Origin of the sequence: Acinetobacter sp. RRD8 (assembly GCF_031844225.1) — a bacterium.
Classification (GTDB): domain Bacteria; phylum Pseudomonadota; class Gammaproteobacteria; order Pseudomonadales; family Moraxellaceae; genus Acinetobacter.
In genome coordinates this window covers 26054-52201 of record NZ_JAUZUU010000016.1, presented here as the reverse complement: position 1 = coordinate 52201, position 26148 = coordinate 26054, and the positions used below count along the sequence as shown (strand labels likewise).

Genomic DNA, 26148 nt, shown 5'->3' with positions numbered 1-26148 from the left:
TGGTATCGATGTGATTGACGATCAGCACAAACGAATTCTCGATTATATCAACGAAATTGATGCCAATACCGAGCGTGCCCGTATTAAACAGATTCTCGACAATATTATTGATTATACCCAGTCGCATTTCACCTTTGAGGAATCTCTTCAGGAAGAAGCTGGCTATAAATATCGGGTGCCGCATAAACGTGTGCATGACCTGTTTATTAAAAAAATCGAGTCTTATCGTGACCGTTTTGAACTGGGACAGTCCATTGAATCAGAGCTGCACGAAGTATTATCGAAATGGCTGATTAACCATATTCAGCACGATGACGCCGATTATGTCGGTGCCGTAAAAGAAAATATGATGGGGATCATCAAGGAAAAAGAAAAGAAAACAGGTAAAAACTGGTTCGCTCGTTTCTTCTCATAATAAAAGACGTAACGAGATAACAAAAATTAAAATCTAATTATAATTTTTGCGCAGCAAATCACTGTCATGGTGGTTTGCTTTTTGTTTTTGATTTTCACCGCTTCACAAGGCAAAATAGCGCTAGATTTTTATAGGAATGCATCATGCAGGACAATGCTATGTCAAAATGGTTATCGCCGCTGATGGCTTTCTGTTTATCGTTTATTATCATCGCGACGCTCGCACCGATAACCGGTATCCAGATTGATCGTCAGCTGGATTTCTGGATGCTCTGGTTGGCCACCATGCTGATTCTGGCGCTTCCAGTCTGCTACTTGGAAATTGCTTTGGCCAAGCGCTCTAAAACAACGCCATTACAGGCGCTTTCGACGCTGACCCGTGAAGCGGATGCGTCACAGAAATGGCGTATTGTCGGCTGGTTAAGTGTGATCTTTATTCCGTTTTTGGCAGGTGCCATGCTGAACAATGCCAGCAATGTTCTGGCGGTTGCTGCAATTGATCTTGCACCGAATCTTCTGTTGATTGGATTGGTGATAGCTGCTTTAGCCTTGTCACTACTGCCACGTCAAATTTTATTAGTGGTTACCACGATTGGTGTATTGGCGTCTCTGGTTCTGGCCAATGTGATGGGAACTGCGCTACCTGCATGGCAAGTCACGCCAGTCGAGTTCTCGGAATGGGGCAATGCCACCGTATTGGCTTTGGTCGCAAGTGGTCTGGGCATGGGCTTGTACTGGCAATCTAGCCTGAGCGCTGTACAACAACAGGATGTCGCCAGCAAGACGGTATTGCCGATCTGGATTGCGCAGCTCGTTGCTGTCATTGCATTTACTTTCTTTGCCGTACAAGCACAAATTCCTGCATTTACTCTGGTCGCAGCAATGGTGGCAGCTGCCGCATTAATTCTGCAAATGGCACGTGAACAATTACAGCAACGCCAGCTTCATCCTGCAATTCAATGGGCAATTGTGGTGGCGGTCACGCTGATCTGGGCTATTCCAAATCTAAGCCCAATTTTCAATGTGGTCTTGCTCGTCTGGGGCTTATTGATTTGTTTGATCTATGCATTATTTGCTGGCTGGATCATGAAGATCAGTCATTTGCGTAAATCAATGAATTTCAGCTCTGAAGCGTTTTATAACATCTGGCGTATTGCAGTGCGTGTAGTGTTGCCGGTCGGGATTATTCTGGCAATCATTGCTGTCTTAGGACAATTCGTCTGATGAGTGAGGCGATGATTTGGGTGGCATATGCGACGCCAGAAAAACAATTTCATCTAGCCGTGTCATTTCAGCCTGGCATGACGGCACTGGACGCGATTGAGCAAAGTGGAATCCGTGAGCAGGTCGACTTGCCTGAACTGTTATCTCTGGGCATTTTTGGCGTGCGCTTGCAAGATCAGCAGCAGCCACTGGCAGCAGGTGACAGGGTGGAAATTTACCGAGCACTGACCATCAATCCTAAGGATATTCGACGTAAACGCGCCGAGAAAAATCCGGTGGGTCGTTATGCCAGAGGCAATCTTTTAAAAAAGCTGAAACCGTCTTCCGAATAGAAAGCGGCTTGAATGAGCAGTAGCCTCAATGATCTGCTCAATCAATCAGCTTAATCAAAAAAGTCCCTGATGATTCAGGGGCTTTTTCATGAGAAACCGACTATAGTGGAGGAGCATTTAAAATTGCTTCTTTTGATCCTGGTAAGCCGGGTTGAGATTCTGGAATCGTCTCCAGACCTTCAACACGTTCTACGATACCAGACTGGTTAAAGTAGATTTTCAAATGCTGGCCTTGGGCTGCCGGGATCTTGGCTTTTTTAGCGTAGGTTCCTGGGGTATAGTTATAGATGTAGTCCCAACGTAAAGGATTCAGTGGATCGCTTACTGTTGGACTGCCCAGTAAGAAACGCACCTGTTGATGGCTCATTCCTACCTGAATTTTAGCGGCTTGTGCTTGGGTTAAAGGGGTTCCTTGTGGAATATCTACTTTATAAACACCTAATGTCGAACAGCCGACGAGCAATGAAGTGACGAATAACGTCAACATGATTTTTTGCATTTTGCTAAACTATCCCAAATTAATTATGATGCATTTGATCCAAGGATAGATCATACTGCATCTAAACTTTGTTGCATATTCCAACTTTGATTTTGTTGAGAGACCTTTTTACATGACTATTTCAAACCAAGATTTACGAAAAGCTGGGCTGAAAGTTACCCTTCCACGAATTAAAATATTAGAATTACTAGAAAATTCAAAACAACATCATTTAAGTGCGGAAGATATTTACAAGACTTTACTCGATCAGGGCGAAGATGTAGGTTTAGCAACTGTGTATCGTGTGTTAACGCAGTTTGAAGCAGCGGGCATCATCGAACGTCATAATTTTGAAAATAATCATTCAGTTTTTGAAATTATGCAGGAAGATCACCACGATCACCTAGTATGTTTAAATTGCAGCAAAGTTGTTGAATTTATTAATGACACGATTGAAAAAGAGCAGCATGACGTTGCTGAAAAATTTGGTTTTGAATTAACCGGTCACTCACTGAATCTGTATGGCTACTGCGATGCGCCTGCCTGTCAGGAAGTTTTCCGTAAAAAATAATTTGAGCGCTGGTTCAAACAAAAAACAGGCTTCATGGGAAGCCTGTTTTTTTATGCCTTCAAGATGATCAGGACTGACCATCAAAGGTAATGTTGGAATGCGCACGTAATAAGTGACTACCACCTTCTTCTGACAGCTTGATTTGCAGACGCAGGTCGTTTGGTGAATCTGCATGTTTCAGTGCATCTTTATAGCTGATCTGTTTGGCTTTATACAGATCATACAGCGCCTGATCGAAGGTCTGCATGCCCAGTTCACGGGAACGCTTCATCAGATCCTTGATCTCATGCACATCACCTTTACGAATCAAGTCGGCAATCAGTGGTGAGTTAATCAGAATCTCAATCGCTGCACGGCGACCATTACCATCGATGGTTGGAATCAGTTGTTGCGCCACAATGGCTTTCATGTTCAGGGACAAGTCCATGAACAGCTGATTATGTCGGTCTGCTTCGAAGAAATGGATAATCCGGTCAATCGCTTGGTTGGCGTTGTTGGCGTGCAGGGTAGCAAAGACCAGATGACCGGTTTCGGCAAAGGCAATCGCATAATCCATGGTTTCACGTGAACGGATCTCACCGATCAGAATCACGTCTGGTGCCTGACGCAGGGTATTTTTCAGGGCAATTTCAAATGAATCCGTATCGATGCCGACTTCACGCTGGGTGATAATACAGCCCTTATGCTGGTGAATAAATTCGATCGGATCTTCAATGGTAATGATATGACCTTTGGAATTTTCATTACGATAACCGACCAAAGACGCCAGCGAGGTTGATTTACCGGTACCCGTTGCCCCGACAAAAATAATGATGCCACGTTTGGTCATCGCCAGTTCTTTTAGAATCGGCGGTAACTTGAGTTCATCCATCGTGGGAATAACAGTTTCAATCCGACGCAGCACCATCCCCGGTTGATCTCGTTGCTGAAAGGCACTGACACGGAAGCGGGCACTTTTATCCGGTGTGCTGATGGCAAAGTTACATTCACGACTGTCAGCAAATTCTTTACGCTGCTTTTCGGTCATGATGGAATTGAGCAGTTGTCCTACTGCCGCACCCGGTAATTTTACTGAGCCAATCGGTAAAATCTGACCATTAATCTTGATGGATGGTTCGACATCGGCAGTAATGAACAGATCCGATGCTTTTTTCTCCACCATATAATCGAGTAAGCCGTTAAAATCCATGTATATAAACCCCAATACAATTCAATTTTCTTATAAAAATGCTTCTGGCTGTTTGGCTGCAGTACGTGCAACTTGCGGGCTGATCAAACCTTTGGACACCAGTGTTTTCAGGGTCTGGTCCAGTGTGGTCATGCCATAGTTGGCACCGGTCTGAATTGCTGAGTACATTTGTGCGACTTTGTTTTCACGAATTAGGTTACGAATCGCAGGAATACCAATCATGATTTCATGCGCTGCGACACGCCCACCGCCATTTTTCTTCAGCAGAGCCTGTGAAACTACGGCTTGTAGGGATTCAGACAACATGGCGCGTACCATGTCTTTTTCTTCAGCAGGGAATACGTCGATCACACGGTCAATGGTTTTGGCCGCTGAGGTGGTATGCAGGGTACCAAATACTAAGTGACCGGTTTCTGCGGCAGTTAAGGCCAGACGAATGGTTTCAAGGTCACGCATCTCACCGACCAGAATAATGTCCGGGTCTTCACGTAATGCAGAACGTAATGCTTCATTAAAGCCATGGGTATCACGATGTACTTCACGCTGGTTAATCAGACATTTTTTGGACTGATGCACAAATTCGATTGGGTCTTCGACGGTCAGAATATGGTCATAGCGGTTGTCATTAATATAGTCCAGCATCGCCGCCAAGGTAGTTGATTTACCCGAACCGGTAGGACCTGTGACGAGGACCAGACCACGTGGATATTCACAGATATCCTTAAAAATCTGTCCCATGCCCAGATCTTCAAGCGTCAGGACTTTAGAGGGAATGGTACGGAATACTGCACCGGCACCGCGGTTCTGGTTAAATGCGTTGACACGGAAACGCGCCACGCCAGGCACTTCAAAAGAAAAGTCAGTTTCCAGATTTTCTTCAAAATCACGGCGTTGCTTGTCGTTCATAATATCGTACACCAGTTTGTGTACTTCTTTATGTTCCAGTGCAGGCAGGTTGATGCGACGAACTTCCCCATCGACACGAATCATTGGCGGTAAGCCCGCAGACAAGTGTAAATCCGACGCACCGTTTTTAGCAGAAAATGCCAACAATTCTGTGATATCCATAAGGTCCCCGAGTTCATTAAAATGTTAATTATTTTGATAGAATAATAAGGCTTTCCCACAGCTTAACCAACACTTAGTTCATGGGCAAGGGAAAAAAAGATGAATGAAATGAGAACCCCATCAATGAATATGTTGCAACAGTCACGAAATCAGGTCTTAGTGCAAATTGAAACTGCCTGTATTCAGGCCGGCCGCGAAGCAGATGCGGTGCAACTGCTTGCCGTTTCCAAGACCCAGCCGAGTAGCGTGCTGGCAGAGATGTATCAGGCAGGGCAACGTGCTTTTGGTGAAAACTATTTGCAGGAAGCACTGGAAAAAATCACCGAACTGAAAAACCTGGAGATTGAGTGGCATTTTATTGGACATGTGCAGCGTAACAAAACCAAGCATCTGGCAGAAAATTTTGCCTGGGTACATGGAGTCGATCGCCTGATTATTGCTGAGCGTTTATCAAATCAGCGTAGAGAGGATCAGCCTGCTCTGAATATCTGTATTCAGGTGAATATTGATGGTCAGGATACCAAAGATGGCTGCCAGCCGGAAGAAGTTGCAGATTTGGTGGCACAAATCAGTCAACTGCCGAATGTGCGTTTACGTGGTTTGATGGTGATTCCAGCACCGAATAATCCTCAAGCCTTTGCTGATGCCAAAGTTTTATTTGATGCAGTCAAAGTTCAGCATGCGTACCCTGAAGATTGGGATACTTTAAGTATGGGCATGTCTGCCGATATGATCGAAGCGATTGCTGCGGGTTCTACCATGGTTCGTGTTGGCACAGCCCTATTTGGTGCACGGCCTAAAAAAGATGTATAAACTACTAATGTCAGTTTTTTGCAGCAAAACGTTATCGCAGGGTATTGGATAACGCTTTTTTTCTGGCTGGTTCGAGCCATTTAGCCATCAGCCAGGCAAAGACTATTATGCCGAACATGCTCGTAAGCAAGGCTAAAACTGCTCCCCCCAGACCATAGCCTAAAGTTGCCGGAATACAGCCCAAAATAAATAAAAGTAAGGGGAAATGGGTCACATACAAGGTATAGGAAAAGTCTGCGGATTGAACCCAGACCGGATGGTAGTGACTACGTTGATGCTGGAGCTGTACCAGCCAGCAGCTAAAGGCCAAACCCATACAGAAATTAAAAGGGGCAAAATTCGCAGCACGGTATTGCTGAGCCTCATAAATCAGCTGAAACTGGTAAGCATCAAAACAGGCGATTAGAAATGCCAAGCCGACTAGGGCTAATTTGACCGATTGTAAGCGGTTTAAAAAACGTAGCTGGATATATCGAAATGAACAGGCAAAGGCACTAAGCCAGACCAGAAAATAAATAAAAAACTGGATGTTCAGTAATGACAGTATAGCCAGAACCATAAAAAATCCGATTTTGGCGATTTCCGAATTTTTTAAAAAAGGTAGGAATCCGGCCAGCACATAAAACCACACTTCATAGCTCAGACTCCAGAGCGCAGCATTGGCTGAAACCGTTGGTGTTACAAAGCCATTCAAAAATAGCAGCGAACCAATAAATTCCATCATGTCTACATTATAGTCAGTCCGGATCATCATGCCAAAACTGTGTTGAAAAGCATGAGTATGGCTGGCAAATAATAGTGGAGCGAGTAGATAGAGAACCAGGGTCAACCCCATGGCAAACAGAAAGGGTAGTAAAATTCTGCTGCAACGCTGTCGAGCATAACGGTGCAGATTGAACTGACCATGCTGATGAATGTTGTGCTGGATCGAATAGCCGATCAGATAGCCACTTAAGGCAAAGAAAATCATGACTGCAGCCTGTCCAAGCAGGCGTATCCATGAATAAATGCTGGTATCGAAAGGCGCAATAAATGCCTGAAAGCAATGACTGAATAACACCACAATGGCACTGATACCCCGTAGGCTCTCAAGCTGTAAGCTGAAATAGGGCGAGAGCGTGTTCGGGGCAGGGTGAATCATCGCTAACCTATAATCTGAATGGTACTGGCGCCTGCACCAACAGGCTTGACCTGAATCTGTACTGGAATCCGTTCATGCATTTCCTGAATATGTGAGATTACGACCACTTTACGTCCCTGACTTTGTAACTGATCAAGTGCATTCATCACCATATGTAATGAAGATGCATCAAGGGTGCCAAAACCTTCATCGATAAAAAGGGATTCTATTTTCATGGAGCCTGAAGCCATATTGGCAATTGCTAAAGACAAGGCAAGGGCGGTCAAGAATGACTCACCCCCAGAAAGCGATGAAACAGAACGGGTTTCACCATCCATATCATGGTCAATAATGGCAAGACTGAGTGAGTTGTCTAAACGTTTTAAGGTGTAACGCTGAGACAGCATCGCGAGTTGCTGATTGGCAAATTCAAGCAAAATATCAAGGTTATATTGCTGCGCATAATCACGGAATTTTTTGCCTGTGGCATCCCCCATAAGACTGGAAATTTTATTCCAGCGATATTCTTCAGTTTGAATTTGCTGAATTTGTTCAGCAAATTGTTTTTGCTTATCTAGGTTCGAGTAGTGAACATCTAACTTGGTCTTAAGTTGGTCACGCTGTTCTTGTCGCTCTGCTAAAGCTTTAAGGTTCAGTTCAATGGCACGCTCAATCTGTAAGATTTGTACTTCAGGTTGAGTTTGTAAATGTTGTGCGAGCAGATGTTGTGTGGTTTTCAGGGCGGATGCTGCATCGACCAAGGCATGTTCGATATCTTTAATATGTTGACGTAGTTTTTGAGTTTCTTCAGTTGAAATGAGGCTTAATTGTGAAATCAAAGCATGATTAAAATCTAAATTTTGATTTAACCAGTGTTCGATTTCTAAAACACAAGCATGATGCTGTGTTTCAAGTTGAGCCAACTGAATTTTGAGTTGATCAAGCTGCCGTTGTTGGCTATCAAATTGTTGACGAGCTGTTTCGAAACTTTGTTGTATTTTCTGATATTGCAGCTGTAAATTTTTACGCTGTTCATCGTGTTGAGTCAGCCATTCATGTGGTTTATCGACCCAAGTTTGAGTCATCTCAAAAATAAGCTGAACGGCAAGTTCCTTGTTCTCTTGTCCTTGACGCTCAAATTCAACTTTATCTTTTTCAGCGATTTCAATCTGATTATTTTTGGCTTGAATCTCGTTATTTTTTTGAGCGAGTAGTTGAGCTTTCTCATTCAGTTGCTGATTTAAAGTCTCAAGATTCTGCAACAGATGCTGACGCTCATGCAATTGTTGCACAATGTGTTGTGCAACAGTTAAGGTTTGCTTATGCCAAGCATTTCGTTGATCAGCAGTGAGCAGGTCTAGAAGGTATTGAATATTCTGTTCAGCTTGTTGAACAATCGACAGTTGTTGTGAGATTTGCTGAATATTTTGGGTTAAATTCCGTTGTGTTTTTTCAACCTCATCGAGTTGTTTGATATTTTCCTCAAGTGTTATTTTTTCTTGTTGCAGGATTTGATTGACTTGAAGCAGTTGTTGTTCAATCTGTTCAGATTGTTGGGTTAAGTTTATTTGAATTTGGGTATTTTTGAAGCTTTGATAAAGCGCCTGTTCATGCTGTTGATGTTGAATATTTAAATCATCGAGACGTTTTTGCTGTTCGCTCAAAGATGCTGTTTGCTGTGTGTGTAATTGCTGAATCTTTTGCCAAGCATTAAAACTGTCTTGTTCGATTTGAATCGCTTGCTGCTCTTGTTGCTCTTGCAAATTGACGAGCTCACTCGATAGTGCAGAAAGATCAGTTTTAAATGGATGATGTAAACTGCCACAGACTAAACATGCTTCTCCATCAATCAATTGCTCGCGTAATTTCTCAATATTTTCAGCATGTAATAAGCGCTGTTGTTGCAGCATGCGTTGTAAGTTTTCACGTTCAAGTTTATGGGTTTGGTATTGCTGTTCTTGCAAATCAACTTGGATTTTACTTTGGGCACTCTGCTGTGCGAGCGCATTGCACGTTGTTTGCAGTTGATGCTGTTCAGAGCGTTGTTGTAGCCATTGTTTAAATTGATTTTGAATTAAACTGAATTGATGTTGTTGCTCCAAATTTTTTGCCTGATCGCGGCGAAGTTCTAATAGTTGGTGATCAATTTTTTGGTCATCGCCATACTGTTGTTGTAGTGATTCCAATTGCTGCTTTTTCTGACTTAAATCAGTTCTAGCAGAAGCAATATCGCCATATTGTTTTTCAAAACTTTGGTAATGCTGAATAAATCGTTGTAACTGTGTGAGATGCGCGGAAAGTCCATCATCTAAACTGCTTAGTTGCATCGTTTGATTCAACTGTTCGGTTTGTTTTTGCTGATCTGACTTGAATTGCGCTAATTCCTTGTGTAGCTGAGTTTGTACAAGGATTAAGGGCTGTAACTCTTTTTGAAACTCGTCCAATACAGATTTTGCTTTAACAAACTGTTTACCAATGAATTCACGTTCTTGAATACAGTGACGGACTTGGTCAATACGGTGCTGATGGGTGTGTTCAAAATGCTGTAGCGCTTTGAGTTGTTCATCAATCTGTTTAAATGCAGTCTGTTTTTGCTCAAAAACTTGCTGAATGGTATGAAACTGTAGTTCAGTACTTTGAATTTGAGATTTTAACCGAGCTAATTCTGTTTGTGTTTTTTCTTGCTGGATCATACTTGGACGGATGGATGCAAAAACTTCGAGTTGTTTTAGACGGCCACGTTCTGTATTCAGTAAATCAAATTTTTGTTGTTGCTCCACATGCTGACGCTGTCGTTGCTGAACATCATTTTCCAGCTTTTGCTTTTGTTCAAACCATCGCTGGTTTTTTTCGAGTGCCGATTTTTCTTGTTCTAATTTTTTGTATTCAGTACAGATTGTATTGAATTGATCGCTTATAGTCGCTAAATCTTCTTCCGACAAAGTCTCGATATCACCGAGTCTGACTTCTAAAGCTTTGCGCTGATTGGCGATTTCCTTGGTTTTTTCATATGCCAATTGACCAATTTTGCCAAAAATACTGGAGTTGGTCAGATATTCGAGCAGTTCACCACGTTCAGTATCCCGTGATTTTAAAAATGCGGTCACTTCAGATTGAGCCAATAAAACGGCACGGGTAAATTGCTCAAAACTCAGCTGAGTAATTTGCAGAATTTTAGCTTCTACCGCTTTAGCTTTATCGGCAAGAATATTGCCATCACTCAGACATTTCAGTGAACGTTGCACACTTTGCAATTTGCCTGTGGGATTTTCTCGTGCACGTTTAATTTCCCAACGAGCTGAATATACTTTTTGATTTTGTGCAACAAAACTTAGTTCGGCAAAACCAATGCCTGTACCGCGACGCAAAACAGTTAATGGGGAATTGGTGAGAAGTTCAGAACCATCGATATCAGTCAGTTTGCCATCGCTATCTTTTAAACGAGGTACACGATTGAACAGTGCCAAACACATTGCATCCAGAATCGTGGACTTTCCGGCACCTGTTTTACCGACAATTGCGATTAAGCCTGCACTGGCAAGTGGATTGCTTTCAAAATCAATAAAATGTTCACCTGCAAGCGATGCCAAGTTTTTTATACGAATAGATAAAATTTTCATGGCATATCCTTATGGTGTTTCATTAGCATCAATATTTTTTTCCGCCTCAATAATCAGGCTGAGGAAATCTTTCAGCACCGAATCATCGGCGCTGTAACCCTGTTTGAGCCAAAGCTGTTCAAATAGTCTTTTGGGTGTTGGCGGCTCTAAATGGATCTTCTGAGCTTGTGCATCATCAAGATTAATAGCTTGATATTGACGTGAAATGCGCACCAGTCGATAGCGGTTCGGCGGAAGTGCATCTTCAAAAGTTTGTCTTAAATTGGGTGGAGGAGGCGTTGCCGTATGATATTCAATATCGATATATTCACGTTGATCAATTGCTTCAATTTCCCCATGTTCAAGGGTTCGAATCTGCTCAAAGATTTCATTGAGTTCACCACGGAGTCGATGCAGGCGGACACTGCGTGGAATAAGCAAAGCTTCAAACTGAAAACGTGCCTCATCTTCTAATTGAGGGTCAATCCTGACTTCAACTATTTGATGCTTATAATTAATCTCACTAAATGACAGCGGAATTGGGGAGCCACTATAGCGAATATGCGGCTGACCAACCTTTTGTGGTTTATGCAAATGCCCCAGCGCGACATAATCAATCATGTCATCAAACAGCGCCGTCGACAGGGCCTCTTCATTGCCGACAATAATCGGACGTTCAGAGTCGGAGGTCTCACCACCTTGCATGTGCGCATGTGACATTAAAATCAGTGCCTGATGTGGCTGTTTGCGGGCTTTGGCTTCAGCAATCAGTTGTTGATGCAGATAACTGATCGCGTTCTGATTATTGTTGGTATGTTCATTCAGTCCGGTAATTTCGGCACTGCGTAAATAGGGCAGGGTCAGACACCAGGCGATGATATTTTTATCCTGATCATAAATAGGAATAAGTAGACGATCCAGGTTCAGGGTATTTTCTGCAGTGCGGCCTACGATTCCCACAGCTTTGGCATTGAATTTGGCCAGCAAGGGTTCAACCTGTTCAATCCGGTAACCGGAATCATGATTGCCTGCAATCATCAGGGTCTGCATATGTGGCGCCAGATCGTGGGCATCGGCCAGAAACTGGTACAGCTGTCTTTGCGCACTGGAAGCGGGATTGATCACATCAAAAATATCGCCGGCAATCAGCAAGGCATGCGGTTGCTTTGCTTTAATTTGCTCAAGTAGCCAAGTCAAAAACTGCGCATGTTCAAATTCACGGTCATGGTTATGGAAAAATTGTCCCAGATGCCAATCGGAAGTGTGAAGAAAATGAACTGCCATGTAATGAACCCCAAGATATCTGCCTTGCTACTATAGGAAAAAGCACAGGTAAAAATCTACTTGAAATCGATATTTCAGTGAATTGTTTGTGATTTGGAGGCTGAATTTATTTTGATCAGTATGGATATTAATGGACGGTTGTATCCAGATCATCAGATATTAAAGGTTCTGCAAGCCCTCAGATTTTAGAAATAGGGATTTTAAAAAATAAAAACCGACGATTCGAGTGATGATGAAATCGTCGGTCAAATTTGTGTTACATGAAGATTTTGGCTGCTATTCAAAATTTCCCTGTACACTGGACTTATTGCTTTAGCTCTAAAGGTCAGCAAAAATTCGTGGATGCCAGTCCAAATTTTTGTACCTTGTACCCTATATAACGTCACCCTGTAGTGGATGGTTGACAATAAAATGAAAAAAAACCTGATTTTTTTTATACTAGCTTGTTGAAGATCACTGAGTCATGCATATGTTGCCGCTAAGTCGTTATTTTATCTGGTTTTTCGTTATATGTTTTATTTTTACCTGTATTTGCGGTGTACTCGCAGCCTTGCTGCCGATGGGCATGGGTGCAGTCTTGACGATTGTTCCGTATCTGGTAGCCATGATTTGGGTGCTTTTTAAATTTTTAAAACAGCAAAAACGTGCCCCGACCCAAGCAGAGCGTAAAAAATTCACCCTCGGGTTTAGCCTGATTTACTGGGGCTATAATTTATTATTTCTCTTGCTCGGTATTGTTATCGCCACCCGTTCCAATCCGAATGCTTGGCAGAACTTTCTGTTGTATCTACAGCAGCCACAATTTATGAGTATTGTGCTGATCATGTTCCTGATGATCGCAATTCCGCTGTATCTGCTGACCTACTGGTTTTATGGCAAGCAGGCCCAGCGTATGGCAGAGAAAATGTTTGGCCATCCACCTCAGTGAGTATAGATGAATCATTGTGTGACGACTGATCTTCATAAATTGATTGAATGATGAAAGATACAAATTCTCCACTACAAAGATCTTCTCGGTTTAAAAAGCTAAAGATGAGTGGCGTATAATTTAAATCAAGAAAATAATAAGGCGAAGAATGACGAATGTATAAACCTGTAGTGCTGGTGACGGGAGCGAGTGGTTTTATTGGCAGTCATCTCGTGCATTTTTTACTGGAACGGGATTATCGGGTGATTGGTCTGACCCGTCAGAAAAATAAACGTGAACCACATCCGGACTTCCACTGGATTAACCAGCTGGAAGAATTAAAACAGCATCAGATTGATTATGTGGTCAATCTGGCTGGCGAAAGCATTGGTCAAGGCCGCTGGACGGCAGCGCGTAAAAAGAAATTGCTGGATAGCCGTTTAGACACCACCAAAAAGGTTTTTGATTATTTAGAAAAAAATCAGATTAGACCGAAACGGATTATTTCAACATCAGCGGTTGGTTATTATGGTATTGATCCGACAGAGCGTTGGGAACAGGTCTGCACGGAGCAAAGTCCGCCACAAGATATTTTTATGTCTGAACTCTGTGCGAAGTGGGAACAGCTGGCCTTGTCCTATACTAACCAGAACACCAAGATTGTTCGCTTTGCGGTGGTATTTGGTAAAGGTGGCGGGATTCTTCCGCAGATGCTATTGCCGATTAAGCTGAATCTGTTCGGGCGAATTGGTCATGGACGTCAGCCAGTGACCTGGGTGCATCTAGAGGATGTACTGCGTGCGATTGAATTCTTGATGCTCGAGGATACAACCGAGCAGATCTTTAATGTGGTCGCGCCAGAAAAAAGCAGTCAGGCCCAGTTTGCACGAACTGCGGCCCAGATTCTGAAGCGCAAACCCTTACTTCCACTACCCGCATGCAGTCTGAAAATGATGCTGGGAGAACAGTCACAACTGGTATTAAACGGTCAGTATGTACAGCCCAAAGCCTTGCAGGAGGCTGGATTCCAGTTTCATTATCCAACCCTGAAAGAAGCACTGAGCAATATTCTAAAGCACTAAACGACTGGGCTCTAATAAACGGACAGGATCATAAGGAGCTGGATCAACGATTGGCATTTGTTTAAGGATGAGTTGAGCGAGTAGTTTGCCTGATGCCGGCCCCATGCATAAACCATTCCGGAAATGTCCAAAATTGGCCCAAGCATTGTGTAGCTTGGGAATTTTGCCAATATAGGGAATACCATCGGGTGAGCTGGGTCTTAATCCGGCCCATTGCTTGACCAGCGGAAAATCTGCCAGTTCCGGTACCATCTCGATGCACGCCTGTAAAATATCCTGCCGAATTTCGGCAGAAGGCGAGGTGTCAAAACCGACCTGACGCATACTGGAACCACATAAAACATGTCCATCCTGACGTGGAATCAGGTACATCACCTTATGCATGCACATGGTCGGCAGCCAGTTTTTTGGCGTTTTAAACAGCAGCATCTGGCCCTGAACCGGCTGTACCGGAATTTCCAAACCAAGTTGCTGTGACCAGTGTTGCGACCATGCTCCGGTTGTGAACACATACTGATCTGCCTGAAAAATCCGGCCATGTTCATCTGAGATACTTTTTACACAGCCTTGCTGAATATTGAGCCGAGTGATTTTACAATCTTCTTGCCAGGTGACACGAGGATGATGCTTCAAATAGCGAATGATCGACTGTAATAACCGTGGATTACGGATATTGGCCAGTTCAGGAAAATAAATCGCCTGTTTAAACTTGCTATTATCAACTTTGGGATTGATCTGTTGCAGTTTAGCCTGATCAAGTAATTCGGCCTGTTGCTGCGGCTCTTGATGTGTTGCGGCATAACTTAAACCGATTTCAAAATCGGCTTCATCAAAAATCAGCATACCTGTTTCATGAATCTGGAAATCGATGCCAGTGAAAGGTTGCAGTTTTTGATTCCAGTCCTGATACATGGGTTTGGCATGTCGGGCCAAAGCATTTACAGCAGTGGGATAACGCCACGGATACATCGGGGAGAGGATACCTCCTCCAGCCCAGGAGGCAGCCTGTCCGGCGGCCTGCTGATCAAAAAGAGTAACAGAACATCCCTGTTCAAGCAGTTCCAGCGCCGACATCAAACCGGTGATGCCAGCGCCGACAATGGCAATATGCATTGCGCCGAAATCCTTTTACTTCATGTCTTTCAGTTTAAGCGCAGCTTCTTCAGCAAAATAGGTCCAGATACCATCTGCACCGGCACGACGACAGCTCATCAATGATTCTAAAATGACGCTATCAGATAACCAGCCATTTTGAATTGCCGCAGCCAGCATCGCGTATTCGCCACTGACCTGATAGACAAAGGTTGGTACGCCAAAAGTGTCTTTGACTTCGCGGACGATATCCAGATAAGGCATGCCCGGTTTAACAATCACCATGTCTGCACCTTCCTGAATATCCAGCGCAATTTCATGCAGGGCTTCAGCACGGTTACCGACATCCATCTGGTAATTGTATTTATTGCCGCCTTTTAAGTTGCTGGCAGAACCGACTGCATCACGGAACGGGCCATAGAAACTTGATGCATATTTGGCTGAATAGGCCATGATCGAAGTATAGATATGACCATTTTGCTCAAAGGCCTGACGAATCGCACCGATCCGGCCATCCATCATGTCACTTGGAGCAAATACATCTGCACCGGCTTCGGCATGGCTCAAGCCCTGTTTAATCAGGCACTCGACCGTTTCATCATTTAAGACATAACCGTTCTCATCAATAATGCCATCCTGACCATGCGTGGTATACGGGTCTAATGCGCCGTCAGTAATCAGCACCATTTCTGGCAGTTCTTTTTTCAATAAACGTAAGGTGTTTTGCACCAGACCATCTTCACGCCATGCGGCTTCTGCAGTCAGGCTTTTATCTTCTTGTGGGGTGACGGGGAATAGCGCCAGTTTATTGACACCGAGTTCCAGCAGACGTTCTGATTTTTTTAACAACAAGTCCGCTGACAGGCGCTGGATATTCGGCATACTTGGAATATCTTGGGTCTGGTTTTTTCCTGGCAGGACAAATACTGGATAAATGAGATGATCTGCCGCGAGATGGGTTTCACGAACCATCGAACGTAAATGTTCATTTTTACGAATACGACGCATGCGAGTTGCAGGAAACGCGGGACGATTGAACGTATAAGTCATAAAAATCTCAGTAATCAGTATTAAACTAGGCCTCTATTGTAGCCCTAACTCAAATTTTTGGGCATAAATTAGCGGTTTTTTATTGTGGTGGATTCGGGCAAAGTGATGAGTAAGACAGAGAGAAACTGGACCGGTAATATACATCTGGGCTCGAAAGTGGATATTGATGTAGTCCTGAACCAGCTGGTACATGCTTTTAATAGCTCTCCTTTTTTTAAGCATAACGGCATGACCATGCGGGTGGTCGAGGGCCAGATTGAGGCCTATGTAGAAATGCAGGATTTCATGATTGGTAATGTGGCTTTCCAGATTCTGCATGGCGGTCTGGCTGCAACTGTACTGGATAGCGTCGGTGGTATTGTGGCCATGGGCGAACTGTATAAAAAAGCTGAACCGGAAACGATTGCAGATACCATTAAAAAAGTGTCGCGTCTGGCGACGGTCGATATGCGGGTGGATTATCTGGCGCCTGGACGTGGCAAATATTTTATTGCACGTGCAGAAACCTTACGTTTGGGGCGTAAGGGCTGCACCATGCGCATGACCATGGTTAATGATGAAGATAAGGCGATTGCAACAGCGATTGCGTCTTATGCCTATTAATGAAATCGTGAATTGAGGAAGCTAAAAAGCACTGTTTAACAGTGCTTTTTTATGATGATCAAATATGAACCTTGAAGATTTAGAGATCAGATTTAGCCCGTTTCAAGGCATTTTGCCATTTGGCTAAATGCATTTCTCTTTCGTCATTTTGCATTTTGGGTTCAAAAGCACGGTCCAGCTGCCAGGACTGGGAAATTTCATTCAGGTTTGAAAATACGCCAGCTTTTAATCCGGCCATAGCGGCCGCGCCCCAAGCAGTAGCTTCCTGCATTTTCGGACGCAGTACCGGTACATTCAGAATATCGGCCTGAAATTGCATCAGCATGTCATTGCTGCTGGCACCACCATCAACCCGCAGTTCTTTAAGAGGATGTGCAATATCAGATTGCATCGCACTGAGCACATCCGATACCTGAAAGGCGATTGATTCTAATGCGGCACGAGCGATATGCGCTTTGGTCGTACCGCGTGACATGCCACAGAGTAAGGCACGTGCTTCACTATCCCAATGCGGCGCGCCCAGTCCGGTAAATGCGGGAACCAGAACCACGCCGTCACTATGCTCGACCTGATGCGCCAGTTTTTCCACATCACTGCTTTTTTGAATAATTCCGAGGCCATCGCGTAACCATTGCACTACAGCACCAGCCATAAATACGCTGCCTTCGAGCGCATAAGTAGTTTGGCCTTGGGCTTGCCAGGCGAGAGTAGAAAGCAGCTTGTTCTGGCTAAGCTGAATGTTATGTCCAGTATTGAACAGCATAAAGCAGCCAGTACCATAGGTGTTTTTTGCGCTACCCACCTCAAAACAGGACTGGCCAAAGAGTGCAGACTGCTGATCCCCCAAAATTCCGGTAATGGGAATATTGGCCCCAAGTAAGCCAGAAGCAGTGTCAGCGACATAACAATCAGAAGAGATAATTTTCGGCAAGACCGAAGCAGGGATATTAAACAGCTCGAGTAGCTCTTCATCCCACGACTGTTGCTGCAGATTCATCAACATGGTACGAGAAGCGTTACTGGCTTCAATGACGTGCTCTGCGCCTTGGGTCAGATTCCAGATCAGCCAGCTATCGATAGTACCAAATGCCACATGGCCTTGTTCAGCGAGTGGCCGTACTCCCTCAACATGCTCTAAAAACCAGACTAATTTTCCCGCACTAAAATAAGGATCAATCCATAAGCCTGTTTTTTGCTGAATTTTGGACATTAGGCCTTGTTCAATCAGCCGGTTACACCAATCAGACGTACGACGATCTTGCCAAACGATTGCCGGAGCGAGCGGTTTGCCGTTTCGACGATCCCAGACTACAGTGGTTTCACGCTGGTTAGTCAGGCCAAGGGCTTTAATATCTTTTGCCAGAATACCTGCAGTTGCTAAAGCTTGTTGTATCACAGCAATCTGTGAGCTCCAGATTTCCTGTGCATCCTGTTCTACCCAGCCCGAATGTGGGGTGTGGATATGCGTTTCACGTTGAGCCGTTGCCTGAACTTGTCCATGTTCATTAAAAATAATAGCCCGACTTGACGTAGTTCCCTGATCCAGGGCCAGAAGGTAGCTCATAATTTTTCTGTTATTTGGCTTGAAAAGTAAAATATTAGCGCAATAATGTAATTAAGCGCATCAAGTTGTTTAAATGTTCAGAAAATACATCGTAATTTTTGACATTTATGCTATGATTGCCTTGTACTTTGGGGGTGTTTCTGGCTTCGACGCTGGTGATGAAACTCATAGATGCATGCCGAGAGCGCATTTTCTCTCGTAAATCAAATTTGCATTTTTTAGTCGCAAACGACGAATCATACGCTCTAGCTGCCTAAGGGCAGCTTGTCCGCCTCTCCGAATACTTGTGGTTAGAGAGTCCGACTGAAGCGCACGCACACAAGTCCGTATAAAGCCAAGCCTCGGGGCTTTGTACTAAATCAAGAGGATCGCGATTTGTACCCTGTTCGTCGGGTCACAAAGAGTTAAAATAATAGACGATATCTAAGCATGTAGTATTCTCGAGCGTAGTGCTGGCGGACGCGGGTTCAACTCCCGCCACCTCCACCAAATACCTAACAAAACATGGCAAAATATGCCAAGTTTTAAAACGAAAAGGCTTGATTCTAAAGGGATTGAGCCTTTTTTCTTGCCTAAACATAACTAAATATAACTAGCTACAGTGTACATGCACCGTGTACACTGTCTTGTACATTGCAAGATTTATTGAATCCGTTGGTGTACAAGCCATGAAAAGAACAGAAATTAAACGTAGACCGTTATCAGATACCGTACTGGCTAACCTTGAACCCGAATCAAAAGAGTATAGGGAGCTGGACGGCGAAGGCTTATATTTCCGTGTAAAGCCTGATGGTAAAAAAGCATGGTTATTCAGATATAAAAAAGCTGATGGGAAATGGTCATGGCTTGGAATAGGTACTTATCCTGAATTATCGGGTAAGGGTGCAAGAAAAAAAGCATCTGAGATAGTTCAAGACATTTCGCACGGCGATAATCCAATCATTACCAAACAAGAACGCAAGCGCAAAGAGCTTGAGCAGAATAATGCTACCTTTGAAGTATTGGCTCGTGAATGGCTGGACACAAAAGCAAATACTTGGGTACATGACACCATGATAAGAAACAAGGGTGCATTAGAAAAACATATATTCCCGATTTTTGGGAAACGCTTGTACACCAGCATAAAGCCTATTGAATGGATGAATCATTTAAAAGGTATTCAACAAAAGCAGGGAATCTATGAACAAGTAAATCGAGTTCGGGCTATGTGTCGTGATATATACGATTTTGCAAAGGTGACAGGCCGTATTGATTACAACCCATTAGAGGGGCTGCAAAAGTTCCTACAGCAGGGCATTAAGCAAAATATGTCGCATGTGAGTGAACAGGAGTTCCCAGCACTACTTAGGGCAATCAATAATTATCCAACTATGGACGTTCGGATGGGATTGCAGCTTTTAGCTATGTTGTTCTGCCGACCTACCGAGCTAAGAGAAGCCAAGTGGCAGGAGTTCGACCTAGATCAAGGGGTGTGGAATATACCAGCCGAGCGTATGAAGAAACGCCGTGAGCATATCGTACCTTTATCCACTCAAGCATTAGCAATATTAAAAGAGTTGCAGACCTACCAAACTAATTCAGATTATTTATTTCCGAGCAGATCGGATAAGAGTAAGCCAAAGTCAGACACCGTTTTCATTATGGCTTTGCGCCGTATGGGGTATGAGGGCAGACAGACACCGCATGGATTTAGGCATATTGCCAGCACCTTATTAAACAATCGTGGTTTTGATGAACGTCATATCGAAGCAGCACTGGCACACGTAAAGGACGGTGTAGCAGGGGTGTATAACAAGGCTCAATATTTAGATGACAGAGCCAATATGATGCAATGGTATGCGAACCATTTAGAAGAAATTGCGGATCAGAGCATTATTCAATTTAAAAAGGCGAAGTGACAAGACTTGTCGCACTACTAGCCAATAAATGCACAAATATAGGGAAATATAGATTATATTTGTTTTGCTAGGTATAGGCAGGCCAGCCGACAAGCAAGTACCCAACTTGTTTACCTAGTCATCTTTGGGGGTGCTGTGGGAGGCATTGATTTTGAATTTAGAATTTTTAAATAAACAGCAGGCCATATCTTATTTTAATAAACAAACTGATTTAAATATAGATAGAAGAACCTTTTTAATCTACTGTTTAGAAAATGAAATTCCTATTAAATATAAGGCAATTACTGACTTCAAAGCAATTGCAGGCTTTTTTATAAATGCTGATGAGTACACACAGCTAAAAGAACATCAAAGTATCGAGGTGGATTTTGAGGAAAGAGAAGATAATACTATTTATGCTCAAAAAAGTTTTGATGAGCAATTAAATTTACTAGCTTATAAGTTTTTTAAGAAAGTTTTTCCTAAAGAGTATGATAGCAAAGACCCAATGCTGAAATTAGATACACTCAGAAAGTGCTATGAGCTAGTCAAAGAAAAAGAAGAATACAAAGAATTATTAAGTAAAAAAGATTCTATAGATAGGTTAATTAAAATTAAGAAAGCCTCCTGCATACTATTGTTAGATGAAGATAATGTCGGATTAGTATTTCATGAAGAAAATATATTTTCCGTGAAAAGTGGTATTTATGATTTTTTAGATAGTTCGCTTAGTATCAAAGGGCTTATTCAAGCAGAAATAAAAAACTACCGAGATGGTTTTTACGATAGTTGTATACCAACTGAAAGCAGATTTTTTATTAGTGATAACTTGTTTTATTGGAAGGCTGATAAAAAAGAAAAAGACATATTTGGCAGTTTTTATACAGATGAAATTTTCCAGCAAGGGTTTTTGAAAGCTGATATTGATTTGCTAATCAAAAAGTTATTTCAAAAAGAAAAACCTGTAAAAGAGATTGATATTTTACACCCCAGAACGGCTAACAATGCTTCAAAAATAATTAGTGCCTTGTGTGAATTGAACGGACTAGATATTACTCAACCTTATGGAAATTCCAACAAGGAAATAATGGGTGTGCTTGACCGACTAGGAACACCCTTAAGCAAGGATGTTGTAGGGGATTGGCTAAAGTTAGCTCATGAAAATACCAAATAAATTCTAACTAGGCGCTGGTAAAATCTAACTAGAACTATAAAGATTTAATAAACAACAAACTAAACCCACTATATTTTTGTATAAGTGGGCTTTTTTATGACTATCAAACCAATCCGCGTTCAATTCAAAACAGCTTGTGAGCTACTGGACATAAGCCGTGAATCATTGCGTCATATCGTGCGTACTGACGCAGCATTCCCGCGACCAATCAAAACAGGGGATACCAAACAAGCACCAGTCTATTTTGATTATGCCGAGCTTGTAGAGTGGCATAACAGCCAAAAGCAAAGCCTTGCAGTGATGGGAGCATAAGAACATGAATAGCACCCAATTAAAACAAGTCCTGACTTATCTCAAGCAAGGCAAAACCATTTCACAAGCTGAGGCTATCGACCTTTTCAACTGCTACCGATTGAGCGCAATTATTCAGCGTTTACGAAATGCAGGTTATGACATTGTGACCCATCGTGAGCGCAATTATTCAGGCATCGGCTCACATGCTCGTTATGAACTAATTAAGCAGGTGGCAGCATGAAACCATCTATTAGCTTTGATTTTAATAATAACGGCGTGAGAGTTGTCTTAGATGAGAATAAAGAACCGTGGTTTTGTTTGACTGATGTTTATAAATCCTTAGACATAAGCCGAACTTCTCGTTTATTCCGTGAACTGGATAAAAAGGGTGTGGCGGATTACCACACCCCTACTGGTGGCGGTGTTCAAAAACTCAAATTTATTAATGAGCCGAATCTTTACCGCATCATATTCCGATCCAATAAGCCTCAAGCATTGAACTTTCAAGACTGGGTATTTTCTGAGGTATTGCCGACTATTCGCAAGACTGGAAGCTATTCAGCACGTCAGACCGCTTATGAAGAATTAAACCGCTTATGTATGCAAGAAAAGGTATCTAAGGACAAAGGCACGTTTCACAGTTTAGGTATGCACCGCCGTAAACATGAAAAGCATTTAAACGCCGTCCGTATTGAAACATGCAAAGCAAATTTACAGTTCACTTTTGAAGGGGTAGACCATGAATAAATATGTACACCCTGAGTTTTTCAAAGCGTTTGACCATTACAAAGCAATGCTGGCCCAGTATGGGGAACACCACCCCATCACAGAGCAGGCCCTCATTTTGACCATGCATTACACGCCTGAACATATCAAAGCAGAGATGCACCAAAAGGCCAAAGAACTAAACCTACTACCACCGCCAAGCGGTTACACGGATGACGGCGAACCTATGTACCAGTTAGAGGACATTGCAAAGCATTTCGGCATTTCGTTTGAAGAAGCAGAACAGCGTTTATTGCAGATGATGGATAACCGCCAGCAAGTCGGATTATCAAATGACGGCGTTTTGATTAATTCAGATATTCATATCAACCGTGTGCAGTGAGGTGAAGGCATGAAAGATATTGTACTGGCTTCATATCGCACTAACACCGAGGCAGATATTGAGGCGGATTTAATCGTAAACAATGAGGCTTGTAGTTTTATCGAACTAATCACCGTAGGCGATGGAGTTCAGGCCATTGATGACGGTATGAAGCAACTTATGCAAAACCCTCAAGCTACTGGCGTTATGGTGCTGCATGGGGAGAGCTTACAGCAGCTTATTGATGCTTACTTGAGAGGGGCAGAAGCATGAAAAACAAGTTATTCAATATTGCTAACATGCCCAAGTATGGTTATATTAATCGGGCTTTGGGCAAAATCTCAAAGTTAGCTTTGGTCGGCTATGATTCAAACGGCGCACAGTCCGAAAGGGCTTTTTTTGTGCGTAATATCTCTATGCGTTCGCATGTTATGGCGGAGCTGGAGAGGGACACTTTCGAGTGTGTAGGTATCCGTTTGAGCCTATCGACCAACCCTTTTCAGCTTTGCCACCCTCACTTGGTCGTGAATGGTAAAGCTCCCTTAAATTCAAACGGAGCGCATTCTCATGCCTAATCAAATCAATTCTACAAATACACCTAAAACTTATGATGCTGGCGATATGGCGGACGTGTATAGCGAAATGCTGGAACGCAGTGAACCCATCGGCTATATGCTGCAAGTTTTGCAAAATGAAATAACCCTGCTCCCAGAACTTACAGGATTGGAAGAAGTCTATTTTCAATCAATAACACGGTGCTTTGGTGTACTTGAGCAATTAAGCTACGACAACATGCAGAAATTGGCACAAGGCGAGAAACGACTGAGTGCAGAATGGGAGAAAATGAAAGGGAGTAGTCACAATGCTTGATTATGACCACCCCAAAGAACTAATAACACCCGAAGCTATTTTAGCTGAATGTGAGCAGCTTGTATCGTTTAATGATGCCTATTCATCACATCCATTAATACAGCGTTTTGGCAGTCCTGAGCAACCGATCTATGTTGATGATAGTAACGTCACCATTAATGGCGTTACCTATGAACAGCCTTTGGTTCTGCCTATCTATGATGGGCAAATGGAGCTTGTTCAATGTGCAGTCATGCAAGATGGGCAGCGCGTGGCCGTCATACCTGATGGATTGGCTAGAGGTTTTGCAAGGCATGGCGATTTTGACCATGCCCAGCCTGTCATTATCACATACAGCCTAGAGGCTTTCTTTAAGGTCGCACAGACTGGCTACGCCGTTGTATTGGTGCTACTGCCTACCCTATGCAGCAACCATAAAACAGAACTCAAGCCGTTTGATTTTGAACAAATACAGTTCGTTATTAACCAACTATCACAGGCAGGCTATAAGCAGCTTTACCTACCTGTCAGAATTGAACAAATGCACCTTGAGCCATTTAAAAAGCTGGAGCAAAACACGGCAGTTAGACTGCTATGTCAGTATTTAAGAATCGGTGTAAATCAGTTCCAGATTGAATTAAGCCAGGATGAAAGTGTAAGTGAGGTGCTGGCGTTTATTGATGAAGCTATAGAGGCTTTACCGATAAAAAGTATTTTGCCTAAAGGCCACTTGGCTAAACCGATGAAATGGGAAAACGGACATTTCCACATCACACAGGATGGGCTTTATTTTGTTGATGAAGATAAGAACGGCATAAGCCACAAGCGTTTTATCTCAAGCCCTGTATTGGTCGTTGCAAAGACTAGGGATAATTCTAGTAATAATTGGGGTGTATTGCTCAAGTGGAAGGATGACAACGAGGTAGAACACACACAGGCCCTATCTATGGAGCTATTCCAAACGGACGGCGCAGACCTACGCAAAGCATTGTCTTATCAGGGTGTAATGATTGCACCTGACCAACGAGCAAGAAACCTTTTTCAATGCTATTTAATGAGTTATCAAACAGGTCAATATGCCTTATGTGTGGATCGGGTCGGCTGGCATGATGATGTATTTGTACTACCTCATAAGCAGATCGGACAAAGCAGCAGTGATTTAATTGTTTATCAGGCTAACAATGCCTTAGCTAACCACTATCAAAGCAGAGGCACATTAGAGCAATGGCGAAGCAATGTAGCGCAATTGGCAGAGAATCATAGCTTGTTGGCTTTTTCATTGTGTACGGCCTTTGCTGGACAACTGCTAGACCCTCTTAATCAGCAAGGCGGTGGCTTTCATATCAAGGGCGGGTCATCCAAAGGGAAAAGCACAGCATTAAACCTTGCGAGTTCCGTGTGGGGAAATCCTAAAAACTTCTATCGTACATGGAGAGCAACAGGCAACAACCTAGAGCATACCGCCTATATGCACAATGATGGTTTTTTAGTGCTGGATGAAATCGGAGAGATAGCGAACCCCAAAGAGCTAGGAAACATTGTTTATATGCTTGCAAATGGCATGGGCAAAGGTCGCATGACTAAGCAAATCACAGCAAAGCCTATGCACCAGTGGAAAGTTATATTTTTATCCAGTGGGGAGAAAAGCCTTAAAGACATTATGAGCGAGCAAGGCCAAAAGACTAAGCTGGGACAAGAAATACGCTTGGCTGATATTGATATAGATCAGTCTGAGTACGGTATTTTTGACAGTATAGACTTTGCAGAGGATGCACCAAAACAAGCAATTGAACTGAGTAAGCGCATGGCAGACTGCTACGGCGTGGCTGGCATTGCATGGCTTGAGTATCTGACCAGCAACAAAGGCGAGCGCATGGACGAAGCTAGAGAGCTTTTAGACCAGTATCGCCAAGTCTTAACCGTGAACCAGTCGCAAGGGCATATTGTCCGAGTGGCTAACTACTTTGCATTGGTGGCAACGGCTGGGGAGCTGGCAACAAAGGCCAATATTACAGGCTGGAAAGCAGGCACAGCATTTAACGCCGTACAAAAGGTATTTAATCAATGGCTGGGCAGTTTTGAGCAGGTCGGAGATTATGAGAATCGGGAAATTGTGACCCATGTTAAAGCATTCTTTGAGGCGAATGAATCAAGTCGTTTTGAAGCCATTACACCCGATCCCGATCATATCGAGCGTATCAATAACCGTGTCGGCTACTGGAAGATAGAGAACGGCGAAAAGATATTTTATGTATTGCCTGAGCAGTTTAAAAATGAAGTCTGCAAAGGTTATGACAGTCGCAAAGCAGCAAGGGCCTTACTAGCTTACAACCTACTTGAGCATGACACAGGCAAGACCAGCAAGACCGCAAGAATCCCATCACGAAAAAACGCAGTGAAGGTTTACGCCGTCAAAGAGGCTATTTTTAGCTGGGAATAGTAAAAAACGAAGGTAACAGAGGTAACACAGGTAACAA

The 26148-nt window shown here is 43.2% G+C and carries 27 protein-coding genes and 1 other RNA gene; 19 read left to right on the top strand and 9 right to left on the bottom strand.

Translation table 11 applies throughout. The features are described 5' to 3' along the window. The 3 genes from Q9R24_RS12490 to Q9R24_RS12480 form a co-directional block, all read left to right on the top strand. Positions 1 to 415: bacteriohemerythrin (locus Q9R24_RS12490; protein WP_311215550.1), on the top strand; the 415-nt coding region annotated here is incomplete at its 5' end. 143 nt (positions 416 to 558) lie between these two features. Beyond that, on the top strand, positions 559 to 1638 hold the full coding sequence (locus tag Q9R24_RS12485) for a hypothetical protein (RefSeq protein ID WP_253139152.1): 1080 nt from the start codon (positions 559 to 561) through the stop codon (positions 1636 to 1638). Further along, positions 1638 to 1970 (top strand): RnfH family protein, encoded by a 333-nt coding sequence (locus Q9R24_RS12480; protein WP_253102069.1) that lies wholly within the window; start codon positions 1638 to 1640, stop codon positions 1968 to 1970. The genes Q9R24_RS12485 and Q9R24_RS12480 overlap by 1 nt, the downstream gene beginning before the upstream one ends. Positions 1971 to 2070: 100 nt before the next feature. On the opposite strand, the gene Q9R24_RS12475 is transcribed toward Q9R24_RS12480, so the two are convergent. After that, positions 2071 to 2469: an outer membrane protein assembly factor BamE gene (locus Q9R24_RS12475; RefSeq protein ID WP_004279275.1), complete on the bottom strand. Its 399-nt coding sequence runs from the start codon at positions 2467 to 2469 to the stop codon at positions 2071 to 2073. Positions 2470 to 2581: 112 nt separating this feature from the next. Here Q9R24_RS12475 and fur point away from each other — a divergent pair, with 112 nt between their 5' ends. Beyond that, positions 2582 to 3019, top strand: coding sequence for a ferric iron uptake transcriptional regulator (fur, locus tag Q9R24_RS12470; protein ID WP_004279276.1), 438 nt, complete (start codon positions 2582 to 2584; stop codon positions 3017 to 3019). Between the two features lie 67 nt (positions 3020 to 3086). Here fur and Q9R24_RS12465 read toward each other — a convergent pair whose 3' ends face one another. After that, positions 3087 to 4208, bottom strand: a complete 1122-nt coding sequence (locus tag Q9R24_RS12465; RefSeq protein ID WP_004646138.1) for a PilT/PilU family type 4a pilus ATPase — start codon at positions 4206 to 4208, stop codon at positions 3087 to 3089. 30 nt (positions 4209 to 4238) lie between these two features. Further along, a complete protein-coding gene (locus Q9R24_RS12460) occupies positions 4239 to 5276 on the bottom strand; it encodes a type IV pilus twitching motility protein PilT (RefSeq protein ID WP_004279279.1) in 1038 nt (345 codons plus the stop codon). Between the two features lie 123 nt (positions 5277 to 5399). On the opposite strand from Q9R24_RS12460, the gene Q9R24_RS12455 reads away from it, so the two are divergent. After that, positions 5400 to 6089: a YggS family pyridoxal phosphate-dependent enzyme gene (locus Q9R24_RS12455; RefSeq protein WP_311204513.1), complete on the top strand. Its 690-nt coding sequence runs from the start codon at positions 5400 to 5402 to the stop codon at positions 6087 to 6089. A gap of 31 nt (positions 6090 to 6120) precedes the next feature. Here Q9R24_RS12455 and Q9R24_RS12450 read toward each other — a convergent pair whose 3' ends face one another. From Q9R24_RS12450 to Q9R24_RS12440, 3 genes are read right to left on the bottom strand one after another with little or no spacing between them, the layout of a single operon-like run. Next, on the bottom strand, positions 6121 to 7227 hold the full coding sequence (locus Q9R24_RS12450) for an acyltransferase family protein (RefSeq protein WP_404976596.1): 1107 nt from the start codon (positions 7225 to 7227) through the stop codon (positions 6121 to 6123). Between the two features lie 5 nt (positions 7228 to 7232). Next, positions 7233 to 10829, bottom strand: a complete 3597-nt coding sequence (locus Q9R24_RS12445) for an AAA family ATPase (protein ID WP_311204487.1) — start codon at positions 10827 to 10829, stop codon at positions 7233 to 7235. A gap of 9 nt (positions 10830 to 10838) precedes the next feature. Then, the gene (locus Q9R24_RS12440; RefSeq protein ID WP_311204488.1) at positions 10839 to 12092 is read right to left on the bottom strand and encodes an exonuclease SbcCD subunit D C-terminal domain-containing protein; all 1254 of its coding nucleotides are present in this window, start codon (positions 12090 to 12092) and stop codon (positions 10839 to 10841) included. A gap of 469 nt (positions 12093 to 12561) precedes the next feature. Between Q9R24_RS12440 and Q9R24_RS12435 the strand changes: the two genes are divergently transcribed. Next, the gene (locus Q9R24_RS12435) at positions 12562 to 13020 is read left to right on the top strand and encodes an ABZJ_00895 family protein (protein ID WP_311204514.1); all 459 of its coding nucleotides are present in this window, start codon (positions 12562 to 12564) and stop codon (positions 13018 to 13020) included. A 155-nt stretch (positions 13021 to 13175) separates the two neighbouring features. Beyond that, positions 13176 to 14081, top strand: coding sequence for a TIGR01777 family oxidoreductase (locus Q9R24_RS12430; protein ID WP_311204489.1), 906 nt, complete (start codon positions 13176 to 13178; stop codon positions 14079 to 14081). Here Q9R24_RS12430 and thiO read toward each other — a convergent pair. After that, positions 14070 to 15194, bottom strand: coding sequence for a glycine oxidase ThiO (gene thiO, locus Q9R24_RS12425; protein WP_311204490.1), 1125 nt, complete (start codon positions 15192 to 15194; stop codon positions 14070 to 14072). The genes Q9R24_RS12430 and thiO overlap by 12 nt on opposite strands. Before the next feature lie 15 nt (positions 15195 to 15209). Beyond that, on the bottom strand, positions 15210 to 16223 hold the full coding sequence (hemB, locus tag Q9R24_RS12420; RefSeq protein WP_219310012.1) for a porphobilinogen synthase: 1014 nt from the start codon (positions 16221 to 16223) through the stop codon (positions 15210 to 15212). 105 nt (positions 16224 to 16328) lie between these two features. On the opposite strand from hemB, the gene Q9R24_RS12415 reads away from it, so the two are divergent. After that, a complete protein-coding gene (locus Q9R24_RS12415; protein WP_004646146.1) occupies positions 16329 to 16826 on the top strand; it encodes a thioesterase family protein in 498 nt (165 codons plus the stop codon). 79 nt (positions 16827 to 16905) lie between these two features. On the opposite strand, the gene glpK is transcribed toward Q9R24_RS12415, so the two are convergent. Continuing rightward, on the bottom strand, positions 16906 to 18390 hold the full coding sequence (gene glpK, locus Q9R24_RS12410) for a glycerol kinase GlpK (protein ID WP_311204491.1): 1485 nt from the start codon (positions 18388 to 18390) through the stop codon (positions 16906 to 16908). 130 nt (positions 18391 to 18520) lie between these two features. Between glpK and ssrA the strand changes: the two genes are divergently transcribed. From ssrA to Q9R24_RS12355, 11 genes are all read left to right on the top strand, one after another. Further along, positions 18521 to 18879: a transfer-messenger RNA gene (gene ssrA, locus Q9R24_RS12405) on the top strand. A 179-nt stretch (positions 18880 to 19058) separates the two neighbouring features. Continuing rightward, entirely contained in the window at positions 19059 to 20288 is a 1230-nt protein-coding gene (locus Q9R24_RS12400; protein ID WP_311204492.1) for a tyrosine-type recombinase/integrase, read from the top strand. A gap of 151 nt (positions 20289 to 20439) precedes the next feature. Next, positions 20440 to 21441: a hypothetical protein gene (locus tag Q9R24_RS12395; protein WP_219309742.1), complete on the top strand. Its 1002-nt coding sequence runs from the start codon at positions 20440 to 20442 to the stop codon at positions 21439 to 21441. 96 nt (positions 21442 to 21537) lie between these two features. Then, positions 21538 to 21753 carry a transcriptional regulator gene (locus tag Q9R24_RS12390; protein ID WP_311204493.1) on the top strand — a complete coding sequence of 72 codons (216 nt, stop codon included), beginning with the start codon at positions 21538 to 21540 and terminating at the stop codon, positions 21751 to 21753. A 4-nt stretch (positions 21754 to 21757) separates the two neighbouring features. Further along, positions 21758 to 21976 (top strand): helix-turn-helix domain-containing protein, encoded by a 219-nt coding sequence (locus tag Q9R24_RS12385; protein WP_279666845.1) that lies wholly within the window; start codon positions 21758 to 21760, stop codon positions 21974 to 21976. After that, positions 21973 to 22482 carry a BRO family protein gene (locus tag Q9R24_RS12380; RefSeq protein ID WP_311204494.1) on the top strand — a complete coding sequence of 170 codons (510 nt, stop codon included), beginning with the start codon at positions 21973 to 21975 and terminating at the stop codon, positions 22480 to 22482. The genes Q9R24_RS12385 and Q9R24_RS12380 overlap by 4 nt, the downstream gene beginning before the upstream one ends. After that, entirely contained in the window at positions 22475 to 22843 is a 369-nt protein-coding gene (locus tag Q9R24_RS12375) for a hypothetical protein (protein ID WP_311204495.1), read from the top strand. Before Q9R24_RS12380 ends, Q9R24_RS12375 begins: the two co-directional genes overlap by 8 nt. 9 nt (positions 22844 to 22852) lie before the next feature. After that, on the top strand, positions 22853 to 23095 hold the full coding sequence (locus tag Q9R24_RS12370; RefSeq protein ID WP_311204496.1) for a hypothetical protein: 243 nt from the start codon (positions 22853 to 22855) through the stop codon (positions 23093 to 23095). Further along, positions 23092 to 23397: a hypothetical protein gene (locus Q9R24_RS12365; protein WP_311204497.1), complete on the top strand. Its 306-nt coding sequence runs from the start codon at positions 23092 to 23094 to the stop codon at positions 23395 to 23397. The genes Q9R24_RS12370 and Q9R24_RS12365 overlap by 4 nt, the downstream gene beginning before the upstream one ends. After that, on the top strand, positions 23390 to 23692 hold the full coding sequence (locus Q9R24_RS12360) for a hypothetical protein (protein WP_311204498.1): 303 nt from the start codon (positions 23390 to 23392) through the stop codon (positions 23690 to 23692). Before Q9R24_RS12365 ends, Q9R24_RS12360 begins: the two co-directional genes overlap by 8 nt. Continuing rightward, positions 23685 to 26111 carry a DUF927 domain-containing protein gene (locus Q9R24_RS12355; protein WP_311204499.1) on the top strand — a complete coding sequence of 809 codons (2427 nt, stop codon included), beginning with the start codon at positions 23685 to 23687 and terminating at the stop codon, positions 26109 to 26111. The genes Q9R24_RS12360 and Q9R24_RS12355 overlap by 8 nt, the downstream gene beginning before the upstream one ends. The last annotated feature ends 37 nt before the right edge of the window (positions 26112 to 26148 follow it).

Coding starts and splice junctions, on each gene's coding strand:
- Q9R24_RS12385 (WP_279666845.1), top strand. CDS start 21,758: ATGAATAGCACCCAATTAAAACAAGTCCTGACTTATCTCAAGCAAGGC.
- Q9R24_RS12400 (WP_311204492.1), top strand. CDS start 19,059: ATGAAAAGAACAGAAATTAAACGTAGACCGTTATCAGATACCGTACTG.
- Q9R24_RS12485 (WP_253139152.1), top strand. CDS start 559: ATGCAGGACAATGCTATGTCAAAATGGTTATCGCCGCTGATGGCTTTC.
- Q9R24_RS12375 (WP_311204495.1), top strand. CDS start 22,475: ATGAATAAATATGTACACCCTGAGTTTTTCAAAGCGTTTGACCATTAC.
- Q9R24_RS12360 (WP_311204498.1), top strand. CDS start 23,390: ATGCCTAATCAAATCAATTCTACAAATACACCTAAAACTTATGATGCT.
- Q9R24_RS12455 (WP_311204513.1), top strand. CDS start 5,400: ATGAATATGTTGCAACAGTCACGAAATCAGGTCTTAGTGCAAATTGAA.
- Q9R24_RS12435 (WP_311204514.1), top strand. CDS start 12,562: ATGTTGCCGCTAAGTCGTTATTTTATCTGGTTTTTCGTTATATGTTTT.
- hemB (WP_219310012.1), bottom strand. CDS start 16,223: ATGACTTATACGTTCAATCGTCCCGCGTTTCCTGCAACTCGCATGCGT.
- Q9R24_RS12440 (WP_311204488.1), bottom strand. CDS start 12,092: ATGGCAGTTCATTTTCTTCACACTTCCGATTGGCATCTGGGACAATTT.
- Q9R24_RS12465 (WP_004646138.1), bottom strand. CDS start 4,208: ATGGATTTTAACGGCTTACTCGATTATATGGTGGAGAAAAAAGCATCG.
- glpK (WP_311204491.1), bottom strand. CDS start 18,390: ATGAGCTACCTTCTGGCCCTGGATCAGGGAACTACGTCAAGTCGGGCT.
- Q9R24_RS12460 (WP_004279279.1), bottom strand. CDS start 5,276: ATGGATATCACAGAATTGTTGGCATTTTCTGCTAAAAACGGTGCGTCG.
- Q9R24_RS12370 (WP_311204496.1), top strand. CDS start 22,853: ATGAAAGATATTGTACTGGCTTCATATCGCACTAACACCGAGGCAGAT.
- Q9R24_RS12380 (WP_311204494.1), top strand. CDS start 21,973: ATGAAACCATCTATTAGCTTTGATTTTAATAATAACGGCGTGAGAGTT.
- thiO (WP_311204490.1), bottom strand. CDS start 15,194: ATGCATATTGCCATTGTCGGCGCTGGCATCACCGGTTTGATGTCGGCG.
- Q9R24_RS12445 (WP_311204487.1), bottom strand. CDS start 10,829: ATGAAAATTTTATCTATTCGTATAAAAAACTTGGCATCGCTTGCAGGT.
- Q9R24_RS12365 (WP_311204497.1), top strand. CDS start 23,092: ATGAAAAACAAGTTATTCAATATTGCTAACATGCCCAAGTATGGTTAT.
- Q9R24_RS12390 (WP_311204493.1), top strand. CDS start 21,538: ATGACTATCAAACCAATCCGCGTTCAATTCAAAACAGCTTGTGAGCTA.
- fur (WP_004279276.1), top strand. CDS start 2,582: ATGACTATTTCAAACCAAGATTTACGAAAAGCTGGGCTGAAAGTTACC.
- Q9R24_RS12415 (WP_004646146.1), top strand. CDS start 16,329: ATGAGTAAGACAGAGAGAAACTGGACCGGTAATATACATCTGGGCTCG.
- Q9R24_RS12430 (WP_311204489.1), top strand. CDS start 13,176: ATGTATAAACCTGTAGTGCTGGTGACGGGAGCGAGTGGTTTTATTGGC.
- Q9R24_RS12480 (WP_253102069.1), top strand. CDS start 1,638: ATGAGTGAGGCGATGATTTGGGTGGCATATGCGACGCCAGAAAAACAA.
- Q9R24_RS12475 (WP_004279275.1), bottom strand. CDS start 2,469: ATGCAAAAAATCATGTTGACGTTATTCGTCACTTCATTGCTCGTCGGC.
- Q9R24_RS12355 (WP_311204499.1), top strand. CDS start 23,685: ATGCTTGATTATGACCACCCCAAAGAACTAATAACACCCGAAGCTATT.